Genomic DNA, 14,053 nt, shown 5'->3' with positions numbered 1-14,053 from the left:
AAACAACGATAAGGAAGACTTCGCCATGCCAAAAAGTGTCATTATTCCGCCCGGAACCTCCACGCCAATTGCCCCGTTTGTCCCTGGTACGCTCGCCGATGGTGTGGTGTATGTCTCCGGCACCCTGCCATTTGATGCGCAAAATAACGTCGTCCACGTCGGTGATGCCGCGGCCCAGGCGCGCCACGTCCTTGAGACCATCAAAAAAGTGATTGAAACCGCAGGGGGTACTATGGACGACGTTACCTTCAACTCGATTTTCCTCACCGACTGGAGTAACTACGCCGCGATTAATCAGGTGTATGCCGAATATTTCCCCGGTGATAAACCGGCGCGTTACTGCATTCAATGCGGCCTGGTGAAACCTGATGCGCTGATCGAAATCGCCACCGTGGCGCACATCGGCAAACAGGAGGCGTAATGCATCTGGAAATTCAGGGATTGCAGACGGCAGACGCGCCCACCCTGGTGCTCTCTTCTGGTCTAGGCGGCGTTGCGGGTTTCTGGCGGCCCCAACTGGCGGCGCTGGAGCAGCATTATCGCGTTGTCACCTACGATCAACGCGGCACCGGTCGCAGTGCTGATACCTTACCGGAAGGCTACAGCATGGCGATGATGGCCGCCGAGTTGGCCGAAGCGCTGGAGCAGCAGGGTATTGAGCGCTTTGATCTGATCGGTCACGCGCTTGGCGGTTTGATTGGTCTGCAACTGGCGCTGGATTATCCGCAACGCGTTGGACGCGTGGTGGTCATTAACGGCTGGTTATCGCTGAATGCCCATACCCGTCGTTGCTTCCAGGTTCGCCAGGATCTGTTGCTGAATGTCGGAGTGGAAGCCTTTGTCCGTGCCCAGCCGTTGTTTCTCTATCCGGCGGAGTGGATGGCGCGCAATCAGGCTCGTCTGGAGCAAGAGGACACGCATCATGTGCAACATTTTCAGGGCATGGAAAACCTGTTACGCCGGCTGCATGCCCTGAAAAGCGCCGATTTTCGTCCTCATGCAGCGAAGATCACTCAACCGGTGCTGGCCATCTACAGCCAGGATGACCTGCTGGTGCCGTGGAGCTGCTCACCCGAACTGGCCGCCGCCTTGCCGAATGCCAGCCTGATCGAAATGGCCTGGGGAGGACATGCCATGAGCGTCACCGATGCTGAAAACTTCAATGCGTTATTGCTGCAATGGCTAACCCGTAAGGAGGCCAAAGATGAGTACGCATGAACTCTCGCCTGATTTACCGTTGGTCGAGCGCCAGGTGTTTCGCGATGCGATGTCACGCCTCGGTGCCGCCGTAAATATCATTACCACCGACGGCCCCGCCGGACGTGCCGGTTTCACCGCCTCCGCGGTGTGCAGCGTTACCGACACACCGCCAACGCTGCTGGTTTGCCTCAACCGCTCCGCTTCGGTCTGGCCGGTGTTCCGCGATAACGGTTATCTGTGCGTCAACACGCTGGCCGCCGGGCACGAAGATCTCTCCACCCTGTTTGGCGGTAAAACACCAATGGCGGATCGCTTTCTCGCCGCCCGCTGGCATACGCTCAGCAGCGGTTCACCGCTGCTGAATGGCGCGCTGGTGTCGTTTGATTGCAAAGTCTCCCAGGTGGTGAGCGTAGGAACGCACGACATTTTGTTTTGTGAGGTCATGGCGTTGGTGCGCAATGATGAGCCGCACGGCCTGGCCTGGTTCGACCGTGGATATCAGCATCTTTTACGGCAGGAAGCCCGCTAACGCCGCCCTGTGCGGCCCGGTTCCACAGACACTCTGGAGAAGACGATGGCGAGTTCCTGGTTTCCCCGCTGGCAGAAAAAGTCAGCCTTAACTGAAAATGGGTTGATTGCACCGGACGAAACACTGCCGCTCGGGCAGACGTTAATTCTGGGCCTGCAACATGCTGTGGCGATGTTTGGTGCAACGGTGCTGATGCCGTTGTTAATGGGGCTGGATCCAAACCTGGCTATTCTGGTTTCCGGTATCGGCACCCTGCTGTTCTTTGTGGTCACCGGCGGGCGCGTACCCAGCTATCTTGGTTCCAGCGCCGCTTTTGTTGGGGTAATTATCGCCATCACCGGTTTCAACGGTCAGGGACTGAACCCCAACCTGGCGCTGGCGCTCGGTGGCGTGATCGCCTGTGGTGCGCTGTACACGCTGATCGGTTTTGTGGTGATGAAGGCGGGGACGGGCTGGATTGAACGGCTGATGCCGCCGGTGGTGACGGGCGCAGTGGTTATGGCAATCGGCCTGAACCTCGCACCGATTGCGGTACACAGCGTATCATCATCCATGTTCGATAGCTGGATGGCGGTGATGACGGTGCTGTGCATCGGTCTGGTGGCGGTATTTACCCGCGGCATGGTGCAACGTTTGCTGATTCTGGTCGGGTTGATTGTCGCCTGGGCAATCTACGCGCTGCTCACCAATGGTCTCGGGCTGGGCAAACCGGTCGATTTTAGCGGGGTAGCCAATGCCGCCTGGTTTGGCTTGCCGCATACCACCTCACCGGTTTTCGATATGCAGGCGATTGTCATGATAGCGCCAGTGGCGATCATTCTGGTGGCGGAAAACCTCGGACATATCAAGGCGGTAGCAGGTATGACCGGGCGCAATCTCGATCCCTGGATGGGACGCGCCTTTGTCGGTGATGGCCTCGCCACCATGCTTTCCGGATCGATCGGCGGCAGCGGCGTCACCACCTATGCGGAAAATATCGGCGTGATGGCCGTTACCAAAGTCTATTCAACGCTGGCGTTTGTCGCGGCGGCCCTGATTGCGCTGGTACTGGGTTTCTCACCGAAATTTGGCGCGCTGATCCATACCATTCCCGGCCCGGTGATTGGTGGCGCATCGATTGTGGTGTTTGGTTTGATTGCCGTGGCTGGCGCCCGTATCTGGGTGCAAAACCATGTGGATTTCAGCCAGAACAGCAACCTGATTATGGTGGCGACCACGCTGGTGCTGGGTGCCGGGGATTTCGCGCTGAAAATTGGCAACTTCACCCTCGGGGGCATCGGCACCGCCACCTTTGGCGCGATCATTCTCAACGCCATTCTGCGCCGTCGTGGAACCGGTGTGGGTGAGAACCAGACGGCACGGCAAAACAGTTAAGGTTCCTGTATCTCCTGCGGTGCCACATCCGGCACCGCTTTTTTGCGCCTGATACGCAACTCACTGACGATCACCCCGCAGACAATCAACGCACCGCCGAGTAGCGCTGCCGCAGGCAGGCGTTCGCCCGCAATGCGCCCCACCACCCCTGCCCATACCGGTTCACCGGCATAAATCACGGTGGCTCGTGTCGGCGAGACGCTACGCTGTGCCCAGTTCATGGTGACCTGAATCAATGCGCTGGCCGCCCCCAGACCCAGCGCGCTCAACAGCAGCGGTATGCTCAGGCTTGGCAGCGACTCCCCGTTCGGAATCATAAAGATAAAGGCACAAGCCGAGGCCACCGCCAGTTGGATCAGGGTGACACGACGCACGTCAACCCGCCCGGCAAAGCGACTGATCAGGATGATTTCCGCCGCAATCGCCAGGGTGCTAAGCAATGTCGCCATTTCACCCGCGTTCAGCGCCAGTTCTCCATTCTGTGGACCGGCCACCAGCAGCAAGCCGATAAACGCCAGCAGGATGCCCAGCCAGGCCATCATCCCTGGAGGACGGCGTAAAAACAGCCACTGCAACAAGGGAACCACCGGCACATATAACGCCGTCAGGAACGCAGACTGGCTGCTGGAAATGGTTTGCATACCCCAGGTTTGTAAGCCATAGCCGCCCGCAATCGCCAGGCCAATCAACGCGCCAGCTTTACACTCCAGCCAGGTGGTTTGTCGGAGGTAGCGACGGAAGAAAAAAGCCAGCAGCAACGCCGCGGTGGCAAAGCGCAAACCGACAAAGAAGAACGGACCGGAGTGCGCCATCGCGCGGTGCACCACCAAAAAGGTGCCACCCCAGACCATCGTAATGAAGATCAGAACAAGTTCCTGACGCGACAGGCGCAGGAAAAGGCGAGAAGCAGGAACAGACATAAAGCACCATCGTGAGGATTCGGGCGCCATTTTCGCAGAGTCGGAAGGAATTGCAATGATTGTCACCGCCGGGCGTACCCGGCGGCGGAGGGCTTTATGTCGCAGCCGGGTTATTTTTTATTGCGGCTGCGTCCCCCTTTTTCACCTGCTTCGGAAGCGCGCTGCGGGTCATTTCTGAAATTCCCGCCGCTATTTTTACCGCCTTTACGGCCTGCTTCCGCGGCTCTTTCGCGATCTTCGGCGAAATTACCTGATCCTCCACGATGTTGTGCCATCATTTCCTCCGATAGAGTTTTCTCATCAGTGGTCAGGACTTTTCACATGCACGGGGTGAAAAGCAAGGTGGCACGCTTTCCGTACCACCCGTACAAAGAATAGCCAATAGCGTTACGTTTATGGTGAATATTTATACTTTGAAACACATATTCCTCTCATTTTTTAACCTAAGTTGGCATTTTACGCCATTCAACAAACGCTTAGCGGAGGATTAAGCGAAGCCGTAGTTTTCCCTGGCAAATTGCTGAGCAGCAGGTCACGCAGGCTCTTCTATACTTCAGATCGTGTGTTCAAACCCACAGGAAGGAAGAAGATGGCGAAAATTCTGGTGCTTTATTACTCCATGTATGGACATATTGAAACCATGGCGCAGGCAGTTGCGGAGGGTGCGCGTCGGGTTAGCGGCGCGGAGGTCACCATCCTGCGCGTACCGGAAACCATGGACGCCGAGCGCTTTGCGCAGGTCGGCGGAAAAGTACATCAGGCCGCGCCTGAAGCAACCCCCGAAGATTTACCGCAATATGATGCCATTATTCTCGGCACGCCCACGCGCTTCGGGAATATGGCGGGGCAAATGCGTAACTTTCTCGACCGTACCGGCGGATTGTGGGCGTCAGGGGCGCTGTACGGCAAGATCGCCAGCGTCTTTGCCTCTACCGGCACCGGCGGCGGTCAGGAGCAAACCATCACCTCAGTCTGGACCACCCTCGCCCACCACGGCATGGTGATTGTCCCCATCGGCTATGGCACCAAAGAACTTTTCGATATCTCCCATGTGCGCGGCGGCACGCCTTACGGTGCCACCACCATTGCAGGGGGCGACGGATCGCGCCAGCCTTCTGCGGAGGAGCTCAATATCGCCCGTTTTCAGGGCGAACATGTCGCCGGTCTGGCGGTAAAACTGAAAGGATAAATCCACAACAGGAGACCTTTATGGCAACAGAACAGTCTAAAGCTCACCATGTGGGCGAATGGGCCACCTTGCGCCACACCTCGACCGAAATCGCCGAAGCGATATTTGAGGTCGCTAACTATGACGAGCGTCTGGCAGAAGAAATCTGGCGTCAGCAGGGCAGCGATGAAGTGCTATTTCGCGCCTTTGATAAGACCGATCAAGACGTTCTGACGTGGGACGATAAGACGGTCGAGCGTAAAAACATTTGAATCTCAGGCGGGCCAGTCCCCGCCTTTGTCATTTTAATTGACCAAGGAGCGTTGTATGTCTTCCTATCAAAGTATCAATCCAGCCAATAACCAACTGCTGAAAACCTGGCCCTCGCATGACGACGCCTGGATGCAGCAAGCACTGGAAACCGCCGATCGTCTTTACCATTCCGACTGGTGCAAAGGAGATATGCAACCGCGATTACAGGTGCTGACACGTCTGGCGGAGCTGATTGATGCCAACGTTGAGCAACTGGCAACCATTGCCAGCCAGGAGATGGGTAAGCTGATTGGTCAAAGTCGGGGTGAAGTAAAGATTTGTGCGCAAATCGCCCGCTATTACGCAGAACACGCCGCCACCCTGCTCCAGCCGCGAGCCTATCCCAGCGACGTGGGGGATGCGTGGCTGGAATACCATCCTATCGGCGTGATCGTGGCAGTAGAACCGTGGAATTTCCCTTATTACCAGTTGATGCGCGTACTGGCACCGAATCTGGCACTCGGTAACCCGGTGCTGGCTAAACACGCCCCCATCGTGCCGCACTGCGCGGATGCGTTCGAAAAACTGGTACTGGAGGCGGGCGCTCCCCAGGGAGCATGGACCAATTTGTTCATCTCCAATGAACAGGTTGCCGAGTTGATCGCTGATCATCGGGTACAGGGGGTAGCGCTCACCGGTTCAGAGCGCGCGGGCAGTGCCGTCGCGCAACAGGCGGGAAAATATCTGAAGAAATCGACGCTGGAACTGGGCGGTAACGATGTGTTTGTGGTGCTGGATGATGCCGACCTCGATGAGGCGGTGCGCCAGGGCGCGCAGGCCCGTCTGAGCAACTGCGGCCAGGTGTGTACTGCCGCGAAACGTTTTATCGTGCATGAAAAGGTGGCCGGGCAGTTTATGGCGAAGTTCAGCGCCGCATTGCAATCCGCAGTCGCGGGTGATCCGCTGGATGAGAAAACCACGCTTGGTCCCCTATCGTCGCGTGATGCGCGCGAGCGGCTGATTAAGCAGGTTGAGGATGCGGTACAGCATGGCGCGCGCGTGGAGTGCGGCGGACGACCGATTGACGGCGTGGGATGTTACTTTCAGCCAACCATTCTCACCGGTCTGACACCTGACAACCCGGCCTATTATCAGGAATTTTTTGGCCCGGTAGCCCAAGTCTATGTGGTGGCGAGTGACAGTGCTGCCGTCGCGCTGGCAAACGACTCGCACTATGGCCTGGGCGGCTCGGTGTGGACACGGGATATCGCACGCGGACGTAAAATGGCGTCGCAAATTGAAACCGGCATGGTATTTATCAATTCACAAAGCGACACGGCCGCAGAATTGCCGTTCGGTGGGGTAAAACGTTCAGGCTATGGACGTGAGCTGTCCGACCTCGGGCTGAAAGAGTTTGCCAATCAGAAACTGGTGGTGGTGGCAAGTTGAGGGCATAAAAAACCCCGCTGCGGGAGCGGGGTGTTGGTTTTATCGCATTGTTAGTTACTGGCCGGTGCTGTAGCTGCGTTGCTCTTGTCCGTTTTGGCCGGGACATCAGCTTTCGCCTTTTCTGCCGCCGCTGCATCGGCTTTCGCTTTCTCTTCCGCCGCTTTCTGCGCAGTGGCTTTCTCGGCTTTCGCCTTTGCTTCAGCCGCTTTGTCAGCTTTAACTTTGTCTTCTGCTGCTTTCGCATCAGCCGCTTTCTGCGCAGCGGCTTTATCTGCTGCCGCTTTATCCGCTGCTGCCTGATCAGCCGCCGCCTGATCCGCTTGTACCTGCGCATCATCGTTAGTCGTAGCCGGTTCCGGTTGCGCTGGCTGAGCAGCAGGCTCAGGTGCGGCTGGCTGCAACGGCGTACCCTGCAAAGCATTGTTCAGCACACCGGCGAACTGATCCCAGCTGCAATAACCGTTGGCATCAGCATCACAACCCGCCAGTTGCAGCGTGACACGTTTCGGCGGATTCTTCAGGCTCAGTACGTCGGCATTGCGCAACTGATCGCTGGTCTGATAAACGTATTCGACCTTCAGCAAATCTTTGTTGTTTTTCGCATCGTGCCAGCGCTCAAACACCACCTGGCCACCAATCGGTGTTTTCTCATCATTGCCCGGCAGTTCATAGGGTTTAACCTGTAGCGCACTGAGTAGCGAAGCGATATTCGAATCATGCCCCACCATCAGCGTTACTTTTGGCGCGTTGGCTTTGTCCTGATCGATCAACTGGCTACGGATGTAATCCACCAGTGGAGCTGCCACTTCACGCGCCACTTCAGGTGAGGCGAATAACGCATCCTGGTAACCGTTTTTAATGGCTGCCAGCGCTTTCCACTGTTCAGGGGTTTTGATTTGGCCCCAGGCCACCTGGTCCAGCGGGAAGCCTTCATAGTATTGCAGCGTGAAGGCATCAACCAACGAGTTGCCCACTTTCAGCGGACCACTGACGTTCGGTTCTTTACCGTTATCGGCGCTAAAGGTGTTCTGCCCGCTGCTCAAATCACACTGTTTCTTGCCGTTGCAGGCCGGCGCCGATTTGTAATCGACTATTTTTTCCAACTGCTGGTATGCCGGTTTCAACGCCAGTTTCTCGTTGGCTGCGGTCATCGCCGCCAGCGCTTTCTTGTTGAAATCGTCGCTACCATCGGTCACGACCGGGTTAAACACCGGGTCCATGGTGCCCATCGCGTCCTGATGCGTCACCGCGATATCACATCCAGGGAAGGCACCATTAACAAAGAATTGGGCGGTCGCCACGGTACGTTGCAGGCTGTTAGCGTAGACAAAGACATTGTTGCTGTCCGGGCAGGTGCCGTTTTCAACCAGACCCTGCTGTGCCAGCCACTGACGGGTGTAATTACCCATGTAGACTTCCAGCACACCACCTTTAGTGGTGAGCTGCCCACCAGGTACATCCCATTGTGGCCAGCTTTTCTTGGTTGATTGCTCCAGAACGCTGCCATTGTTCGCCAGCGGGGCGCGCAGATTGTGACGGCTCAGCATCAGTACCTGCTGGAGCTGCATGTCCCCTTCTGCAGCCTGCGCTGCCATGCACATCGGTAACGCAGCGATGACTGACAACGCGCAAAGACTCAGTTTCTTGATCATTGTGCCTATTCCATAATTCATCAGTGAAACACTCTGGCATTCAAACGATTAGCTCGGCCACAGAGCGAAATGCCCCACAGTGTAACCCAGCTTGCCTGGGAAAATCGCCAGATGTTTGCAAAAACCGTGAATGGACTATAGCAGACATGGGGGCTGCCGGTGGACTGAGGCAGCAGATTGAAAAGCAACGGGATGTTTTTCGGAATCTCTGAAGCAGAAAAGCAAAAAGCCCGCATCGCTGCGGGCTTCTTTAATTTGGCGGAGGAAGAGAGATTCGAACTCTCGGATGGTTTCCCATCGGCGGTTTTCAAGACCGCTGCCTTAAGCCACTCGGCCATCCCTCCGGATAAAGCAGTTACTTAACTCTGAGTGAGTTAAGTGGCGGAGGAGGAGAGATTCGAACTCTCGGATGGTTTCCCATCGGCGGTTTTCAAGACCGCTGCCTTAAGCCGCTCGGCCACCCCTCCGCAATGACGCGCACTATAAACATCCCCCTGAAAGATGTAAAGCCTGGAGTGATTCATTCGCCTGAAAAACAGCCAAAAACTATTTAATCGGCGTCATAATCGCCATTCCGCTCAGGGAAACAGCAATTTATCGCGTAAAGAAGGGTAAAACGCCTTTTCTGCCCCGGTAGCGCTGCGTATTCTTCTTGGCATATTTAGTGTTCTTTCAATTAAAGGAGCGCATGATGGATAGAATTATTGCCTCGTCGCAGCGGCAGTCGCTAATCAGCACACATAAAGTGCTGCGTAATACTTACTTCTTACTTGGTCTGACGCTGGCGTTTTCCGCGCTGACCGCCACGCTGAGCACCGTCTTTGCCCTGCCCTCTCCGGGGCTGATTCTGATGCTGGTCGGCTTTTATGGGTTGATGTTTCTGACCTATCGCCTGGCGAACAGCCCAACCGGTATTCTGGCCGCTTTTGCCTTTACCGGCTTCCTCGGCTACTGCCTTGGCCCAATCCTTAACTCGTTCCTGTCGGCAGGAATGGGCGACGTGATTGGTATGGCGCTGGGAGGAACTGCGCTGGTGTTCTTCTGCTGCTCAGCTTATGTGTTGACTACCCGTCGCGATATGTCATTCCTCGGCGGCATGATGATGGCTGGCTTTGTGGTGCTGCTGGTCGCGGTTGTGGCTAATATTTTCCTGCAATTACCGGCTCTGCACCTGGCCATTAGCGCATTGTTTATTCTGTTCTCTGCCGGAGCCATCTTGTGGGAGACCAGTAACATCATCCACGGCGGCGAAACGAACTACATCCGTGCCACCGTCAGCCTGTATGTCTCGCTGTATAACATCTTTGTCAGCCTGCTCAGTTTGCTGGGCTTTGCCAGCCGCGACTAATCTCAGGCCGGACGTAAATGAAAACCCCGCTTCGGCGGGGTTTTGCTTTTTCTGGCTACGCCGCCCTACAATATGCGCAAACTGAATCTGAGGAGTCACCGTGATTTTTGCCGGTAAAGAGATTGCCACCGATGCGGAAGGCTATCTGAAAAACAGCGCCGACTGGAGCGAACCCCTGGCGGAAGCCATTGCCGCTACCGAAGCCATCACCCTAAGTGAGGCGCACTGGGAAGTGGTCCATTTTGTCCGGGCGTTTTATCTGGAGTTTAATACCTCGCCAGCGATCCGTATGCTGGTCAAAGCGATGGCGCAGAAATATGGCGAGGAGAAAGGCAACAGCCGTTATCTGTTTCGTTTGTTCCCGGAAGGCCCGGCTAAACAGGCAACGAAAATTGCCGGATTACCAAAACCTGCGAAGTGTTTGTAATCACCCGGTGGTAAAGCGGCTGGGGGCTTCTGTCGGTTGATGCGGTTCCACCAGCACTTTTTCCACGCGCGCGCTGCGCGGGCCACCGGCCTTTAACCACGTAATCAATGCGTTCACCTGGGGTTCTTCCCCCCATGCCAACACCTCTACGCTGCCATCGTTCAGGTTACGTGCATAACCTTTTACATCCAACTCTCTGGCCTGTGCCTGGGTGCTATAACGAAAACCAACCCCCTGTACCAGACCATGAACCCAGATTTTGAAGCAGGTTGTGGCCATTTTCCTCTCCCCTCACTGTTCATTGCATTTTGCCGCCATCCACCGGAAAATGACGCCTCATTTTTTCAGGTAAGCATAGCAAACTATGACTGTTCGATTGATTCTCACTAAGGGACGTGAAAAATCCCTGCTCCGCCGTCATCCCTGGGTTTTTTCTGGTGCTGTTGCCCGTATGGAAGGCAAAGCCCAATCAGGGGAAACCATTGATGTCTGCGACAGCAATGGCAAATGGCTGGCTCGTGCCGCTTATTCTCCGCAATCACAAATTCGGGCGCGCGTCTGGAGCTGGCAACAGGATGAGTCAATCGACATTGCCTTCTTTGTTCGCCGTCTCACCCAAGCGCAGCAATGGCGTGCCTGGCTGGCGCAACGTGACGGGCTGGATAGCTACCGCCTGATTGCAGGTGAGTCTGATGGTATGCCTGGCGTCACCATTGACCGTTTCGGCAATTTCCTGGTGCTTCAATTGCTGTCTGCCGGTGCTGAATATCAGCGCCCGGCGATCATCTCCGCCCTGCAACAATGTTTCCCGCAGTGTGCGATTTACGATCGTTCCGATGTGGCGGTACGTAAAAAAGAAGGTCTGGAGCTGACGCAGGGTCCGGTCACTGGCGAGTTGCCACCGCCACTGCTGCCGATTACTGAACACGGCATGAAGTTGTTGGTGGATATCCAGGGCGGCCACAAAACCGGTTATTACCTTGACCAACGTGACAGCCGCTTTGCTACGCGCCACTATGCCGAAAATGCCCGCGTGCTGAACTGTTTCTCTTATACCGGCGGCTTTGCCGTCTCGGCACTGATGGGCGGTTGCCGTGAGGTAATCAGCGTAGATACCTCTCAGGACGCGCTGGATGTTGCCAAACAGAATGTGGAACTTAACGGTCTGGATGTATCCCGTGCACAATTCTTACGTGATGACGTGTTCAAATTGCTGCGTCGCTACCGTGACAGCGGTGAAAAGTTTGATGTTATCGTGATGGATCCACCGAAATTTGTTGAGAACAAGAATCAGCTGGCGGGTGCCTGCCGTGGTTATAAAGATATCAATATGCTGGCGATGCAGCTGTTGAATCCCAACGGGATTCTGATGACGTTCTCCTGCTCCGGCCTGATGGCAACCGATCTGTTCCAGAAGATTATCGCCGATGCCGCCGTCGATGCGGGGCGTGATGTACAATTTGTAGAACAGTTCCGTCAGGCAGCCGATCATCCCGTGATTGCCAGCTATCCTGAAGGGCTTTATCTGAAAGGCTTCGCTTGCCGCGTACTGTGACTTGAAAATTCTGCCCCTGCCTCCATATCTGACGCAGGGCAGTATTTTGGGAGGTCACTATGATTGCCAGTAAGTTTGGAATTGGACAGCAGGTCCGGCATCGTCTCTCCGGGGTGCTTGGCGTAATTGTGGATGTTGATCCGGAGTATTCGCTGGAAGAACCTAAGCTCGAAGAAGTCGGGGCTGCCGAGAAGTTACGCGCTGCACCCTGGTATCATGTGGTGATGGAAGATGAGGACGGTGAACAGGTCCACACTTACGTTGCCGAAATTCAGCTGTCCGGTGAAACATCTTTCGAACATCCAGAACAACCCTCGATGGATGAGCTGGCCGCGTCAATCCGACAACAGCTTCAGGCACCACGCCTGCGTCATTGATCAAAAACGGCGACCCTCGGTCGCCGTTTGTTTTAGTGCACCGGCTGCGATAGCCCGAGCCGTGGTATCTCAATCTTCGGGCATCGATCCATGACCACCGTCAACCCAGCATCCTGCGCCAGTACCGCCGCCTGTTCATTGATCACGCCCAGTTGTAGCCACAACGTCTTCGCGCCGATGGCGATGGCTTCCTGCGCGACCCCCCATGCCGCTTCGGCATTACGAAACACATCCACCATATCCACCGGACCCGGGATGTCAGCGAGAGTCGCATAGGCAGTTTGTCCCAACAGTTGTTGCCCGGCCAGCTTCGGACTCACCGGCACCACCTCATAACCCTGATCGAGCAAAAACTTCATCACGCCATAGCTGGGACGATCGGGACGATCGCTGGCGCCAACCAGCGCAATACGTTTGGTGCGCGTCAAAACATCACGAATGGTTTGATCGTTCATGCCTCTCTCCTTTTTCACTCGCCTGAGTGTAGATGGCATCAGGTTACACCGCGCAACCCCCGTGTCAGAAAACTTTGCGCGGCAGCACGAATAAATATGTTAAAATGTAAATTTACTGCCATAATGTAATAATTTGCTACACATCACTGATTTGCGCCCAGCTTACGGGAGTTGAAATGAAGCTGTTTTTGGCTGCGACGAGTCTGTTTATCTTGCTCGTCTCAGCATCCTGCCATGCCATAACCTTGAAACTTGATCCGGAGATCGATCTTCTGGTGCTGGATGGGCGCAAAATTTCGGGTTCTCTGCTGAAAGGGGCCGATGGTCTGGAGCTGGATCGCGGTCAACATCAATTCCTGTTTCGGGTTGATAAAGCACCGGCCTCTGCCTCAAACAATGGCCCACATTATCAATCTGTCCCGATGATTGTGACCTTTACCGCCAGTGGCAAAACCGTGGCTATCCGCCTGCCTGCCCTGGACAGCCGTCGCGAACGCCATGCATTCGATAAATCTCTCAATTTTCAGCTAATTGATGAACAGGGCAAAGAGATTGCCAGCATCCGTGACCACCTGCCCATGCCGTCGGGAGGCGATCTTGAGCAGGCCATGTTGAATTATAATCGCAATGGTCAGGTCGCATCCGTCCCCCGTTTTGCCGTGCAAACCAGCAGTACGCCAGATGTCCAGTTGAACGCCGATTTCGCCTGGCAGGAAGCCAGCAACCTGCCCTCACTACAACGATGGTTTGAACGTTTCGATGCGGCCACCCGTCTGCGTTTTCTTAGTTGGATGAAAACCTTACGCGCAAGTTGATAGGAACGAAACGCCAGGGGTAAACTCGAGCATCACTTAACCTAGCCCGAGAAGAGTCAGGAAGCCCTATGGAGCAGACCGTTCGTACCCTCAATATTCAGAAACACATTGCCCTCGTCGCCCACGATCATTGCAAAGCCTCGCTGTTGGACTGGGTCCAGAAGAACCAAAGCGCACTACAGTCGCATGTATTATATGCCACCGGCACCACCGGTAATCTGATCAATCGCCACACCGGCCTTGAGGTGAACGCAATGCTGAGCGGCCCAATGGGCGGCGACCAGCAGGTAGGCGCATTGATTTCCGAAGGGAAAATTGATGTGCTGTTCTTCTTCTGGGATCCGCTCAATGCCGTGCCGCACGACCCGGATGTCAAAGCGCTGCTGCGTCTGGCAACGGTATGGAACATTCCGGTTGCCACCAACCGCTCCACCGCAGATTTCCTGATCCAGTCACCGCTGTTTGCCAGCGAAGTCGAGATTCAGATCCCTGATTATCCGCGTTACCTGGCTGAACGCCTGAAGTCGTAATG

Annotated in this window: 18 protein-coding genes and 2 tRNA genes; 13 read left to right on the top strand and 7 right to left on the bottom strand. The window is 55.5% G+C overall.

Going from position 1 to position 14,053, the window contains the following annotated elements:
• Window positions 1-25 precede the first annotated feature (25 nt).
• Genes rutC through rutG form a run of 4 tightly spaced genes read left to right on the top strand, consistent with a single transcriptional unit; the run spans window position 26 to window position 3,103 of the window.
• Window positions 26-421 (top strand): pyrimidine utilization protein C, encoded by a 396-nt coding sequence (rutC, locus tag AC6I8T_RS07240; RefSeq protein WP_021182664.1) that lies wholly within the window; start codon window positions 26-28, stop codon window positions 419-421.
• Window positions 421-1,218, top strand: coding sequence for a pyrimidine utilization protein D (rutD, locus tag AC6I8T_RS07235; protein WP_208725160.1), 798 nt, complete (start codon window positions 421-423; stop codon window positions 1,216-1,218). The genes rutC and rutD overlap by 1 nt, the downstream gene beginning before the upstream one ends.
• Window positions 1,205-1,729 (top strand): NADH-dependent FMN reductase RutF, encoded by a 525-nt coding sequence (rutF, locus tag AC6I8T_RS07230; protein ID WP_208725159.1) that lies wholly within the window; start codon window positions 1,205-1,207, stop codon window positions 1,727-1,729. The genes rutD and rutF overlap by 14 nt, the downstream gene beginning before the upstream one ends.
• Before the next feature lie 45 nt (window positions 1,730-1,774).
• Window positions 1,775-3,103: a pyrimidine utilization transport protein G gene (gene rutG / locus AC6I8T_RS07225; protein ID WP_021182661.1), complete on the top strand. Its 1,329-nt coding sequence runs from the start codon at window positions 1,775-1,777 to the stop codon at window positions 3,101-3,103.
• On the opposite strand, the gene AC6I8T_RS07220 is transcribed toward rutG, so the two are convergent.
• Window positions 3,100-4,023, bottom strand: a complete 924-nt coding sequence (locus AC6I8T_RS07220; protein WP_208725158.1) for a DMT family transporter — start codon at window positions 4,021-4,023, stop codon at window positions 3,100-3,102. The genes rutG and AC6I8T_RS07220 overlap by 4 nt on opposite strands.
• A 110-nt stretch (window positions 4,024-4,133) precedes the next feature.
• Window positions 4,134-4,298: a con-10 family general stress protein gene (locus AC6I8T_RS07215; RefSeq protein ID WP_013508570.1), complete on the bottom strand. Its 165-nt coding sequence runs from the start codon at window positions 4,296-4,298 to the stop codon at window positions 4,134-4,136.
• A gap of 314 nt (window positions 4,299-4,612) precedes the next feature.
• Between AC6I8T_RS07215 and wrbA the strand changes: the two genes are divergently transcribed.
• From wrbA to AC6I8T_RS07200, 3 genes are read left to right on the top strand one after another with little or no spacing between them, the layout of a single operon-like run.
• On the top strand, window positions 4,613-5,212 hold the full coding sequence (wrbA, locus tag AC6I8T_RS07210; protein ID WP_497833639.1) for an NAD(P)H:quinone oxidoreductase: 600 nt from the start codon (window positions 4,613-4,615) through the stop codon (window positions 5,210-5,212).
• A 20-nt stretch (window positions 5,213-5,232) separates the two neighbouring features.
• Window positions 5,233-5,463, top strand: coding sequence for a YccJ family protein (locus AC6I8T_RS07205; protein ID WP_013508568.1), 231 nt, complete (start codon window positions 5,233-5,235; stop codon window positions 5,461-5,463).
• Between the two features lie 55 nt (window positions 5,464-5,518).
• Entirely contained in the window at window positions 5,519-6,892 is a 1,374-nt protein-coding gene (locus AC6I8T_RS07200; protein ID WP_208725156.1) for an NAD-dependent succinate-semialdehyde dehydrogenase, read from the top strand.
• A gap of 50 nt (window positions 6,893-6,942) precedes the next feature.
• Here AC6I8T_RS07200 and agp read toward each other — a convergent pair whose 3' ends face one another.
• The 3 genes from agp to AC6I8T_RS07185 all read right to left on the bottom strand — a co-directional run bounded on the left by agp (window position 6,943) and on the right by AC6I8T_RS07185 (window position 9,011).
• Window positions 6,943-8,544, bottom strand: coding sequence for a bifunctional glucose-1-phosphatase/inositol phosphatase (agp, locus tag AC6I8T_RS07195; RefSeq protein ID WP_497833638.1), 1,602 nt, complete (start codon window positions 8,542-8,544; stop codon window positions 6,943-6,945).
• A gap of 256 nt (window positions 8,545-8,800) precedes the next feature.
• Window positions 8,801-8,888 (bottom strand) — tRNA-Ser (locus AC6I8T_RS07190).
• A gap of 35 nt (window positions 8,889-8,923) precedes the next feature.
• Window positions 8,924-9,011 (bottom strand) — tRNA-Ser (locus tag AC6I8T_RS07185).
• Between the two features lie 224 nt (window positions 9,012-9,235).
• Between AC6I8T_RS07185 and yccA the strand changes: the two genes are divergently transcribed.
• Together yccA and tusE are read left to right on the top strand one after the other, a co-directional pair.
• Window positions 9,236-9,892, top strand: coding sequence for an FtsH protease modulator YccA (yccA, locus tag AC6I8T_RS07180; RefSeq protein WP_021182656.1), 657 nt, complete (start codon window positions 9,236-9,238; stop codon window positions 9,890-9,892).
• Window positions 9,893-9,992: 100 nt separating this feature from the next.
• Window positions 9,993-10,319 (top strand): sulfurtransferase TusE, encoded by a 327-nt coding sequence (gene tusE, locus AC6I8T_RS07175; RefSeq protein ID WP_021182655.1) that lies wholly within the window; start codon window positions 9,993-9,995, stop codon window positions 10,317-10,319.
• Here tusE and yccX read toward each other — a convergent pair whose 3' ends face one another.
• Window positions 10,320-10,598, bottom strand: a complete 279-nt coding sequence (yccX, locus tag AC6I8T_RS07170) for an acylphosphatase (protein WP_208725154.1) — start codon at window positions 10,596-10,598, stop codon at window positions 10,320-10,322. It abuts the gene before it with no gap.
• An 85-nt stretch (window positions 10,599-10,683) separates the two neighbouring features.
• On the opposite strand from yccX, the gene rlmI reads away from it, so the two are divergent.
• Entirely contained in the window at window positions 10,684-11,874 is a 1,191-nt protein-coding gene (gene rlmI, locus AC6I8T_RS07165) for a 23S rRNA (cytosine(1962)-C(5))-methyltransferase RlmI (protein WP_497833637.1), read from the top strand.
• Window positions 11,875-11,933: 59 nt separating this feature from the next.
• Window positions 11,934-12,251, top strand: coding sequence for a heat shock protein HspQ (gene hspQ / locus AC6I8T_RS07160; RefSeq protein WP_021182652.1), 318 nt, complete (start codon window positions 11,934-11,936; stop codon window positions 12,249-12,251).
• Between the two features lie 32 nt (window positions 12,252-12,283).
• Here hspQ and AC6I8T_RS07155 read toward each other — a convergent pair whose 3' ends face one another.
• Window positions 12,284-12,706: a CoA-binding protein gene (locus AC6I8T_RS07155; RefSeq protein ID WP_208725153.1), complete on the bottom strand. Its 423-nt coding sequence runs from the start codon at window positions 12,704-12,706 to the stop codon at window positions 12,284-12,286.
• A gap of 176 nt (window positions 12,707-12,882) precedes the next feature.
• On the opposite strand from AC6I8T_RS07155, the gene AC6I8T_RS07150 reads away from it, so the two are divergent.
• Window positions 12,883-13,521, top strand: a complete 639-nt coding sequence (locus tag AC6I8T_RS07150; RefSeq protein WP_208725152.1) for a YccT family protein — start codon at window positions 12,883-12,885, stop codon at window positions 13,519-13,521.
• A gap of 68 nt (window positions 13,522-13,589) precedes the next feature.
• Complete coding sequence (gene mgsA, locus AC6I8T_RS07145) at window positions 13,590-14,051, top strand: methylglyoxal synthase (RefSeq protein WP_021182649.1); 462 nt, start codon at window positions 13,590-13,592, stop codon at window positions 14,049-14,051.
• Window positions 14,052-14,053 lie beyond the last annotated feature (2 nt).

Source organism: Pantoea sp. X-Soil-OKNW-556 (assembly GCF_059730695.1).
The sequence above is the reverse complement of the archived record's forward strand: the minus strand, read 5'-3'. Positions and strand labels throughout refer to the sequence as shown.

What these genes read in the sequence shown, in the direction of transcription:
- rutC (WP_021182664.1), top strand. Translation starts at nt 26, where the DNA reads ATGCCAAAAAGTGTCATTATTCCGCCCGGAACCTCCACGCCAATTGCC.
- AC6I8T_RS07200 (WP_208725156.1), top strand. Translation starts at nt 5,519, where the DNA reads ATGTCTTCCTATCAAAGTATCAATCCAGCCAATAACCAACTGCTGAAA.
- rutG (WP_021182661.1), top strand. Translation starts at nt 1,775, where the DNA reads ATGGCGAGTTCCTGGTTTCCCCGCTGGCAGAAAAAGTCAGCCTTAACT.
- yccX (WP_208725154.1), bottom strand. Translation starts at nt 10,598, where the DNA reads ATGGCCACAACCTGCTTCAAAATCTGGGTTCATGGTCTGGTACAGGGG.
- hspQ (WP_021182652.1), top strand. Translation starts at nt 11,934, where the DNA reads ATGATTGCCAGTAAGTTTGGAATTGGACAGCAGGTCCGGCATCGTCTC.
- rutF (WP_208725159.1), top strand. Translation starts at nt 1,205, where the DNA reads ATGAGTACGCATGAACTCTCGCCTGATTTACCGTTGGTCGAGCGCCAG.
- rutD (WP_208725160.1), top strand. Translation starts at nt 421, where the DNA reads ATGCATCTGGAAATTCAGGGATTGCAGACGGCAGACGCGCCCACCCTG.
- AC6I8T_RS07215 (WP_013508570.1), bottom strand. Translation starts at nt 4,298, where the DNA reads ATGGCACAACATCGTGGAGGATCAGGTAATTTCGCCGAAGATCGCGAA.
- AC6I8T_RS07155 (WP_208725153.1), bottom strand. Translation starts at nt 12,706, where the DNA reads ATGAACGATCAAACCATTCGTGATGTTTTGACGCGCACCAAACGTATT.
- agp (WP_497833638.1), bottom strand. Translation starts at nt 8,544, where the DNA reads ATGATCAAGAAACTGAGTCTTTGCGCGTTGTCAGTCATCGCTGCGTTA.
- AC6I8T_RS07150 (WP_208725152.1), top strand. Translation starts at nt 12,883, where the DNA reads ATGAAGCTGTTTTTGGCTGCGACGAGTCTGTTTATCTTGCTCGTCTCA.
- yccA (WP_021182656.1), top strand. Translation starts at nt 9,236, where the DNA reads ATGGATAGAATTATTGCCTCGTCGCAGCGGCAGTCGCTAATCAGCACA.
- AC6I8T_RS07220 (WP_208725158.1), bottom strand. Translation starts at nt 4,023, where the DNA reads ATGTCTGTTCCTGCTTCTCGCCTTTTCCTGCGCCTGTCGCGTCAGGAA.
- mgsA (WP_021182649.1), top strand. Translation starts at nt 13,590, where the DNA reads ATGGAGCAGACCGTTCGTACCCTCAATATTCAGAAACACATTGCCCTC.
- AC6I8T_RS07205 (WP_013508568.1), top strand. Translation starts at nt 5,233, where the DNA reads ATGGCAACAGAACAGTCTAAAGCTCACCATGTGGGCGAATGGGCCACC.
- rlmI (WP_497833637.1), top strand. Translation starts at nt 10,684, where the DNA reads ATGACTGTTCGATTGATTCTCACTAAGGGACGTGAAAAATCCCTGCTC.
- wrbA (WP_497833639.1), top strand. Translation starts at nt 4,613, where the DNA reads ATGGCGAAAATTCTGGTGCTTTATTACTCCATGTATGGACATATTGAA.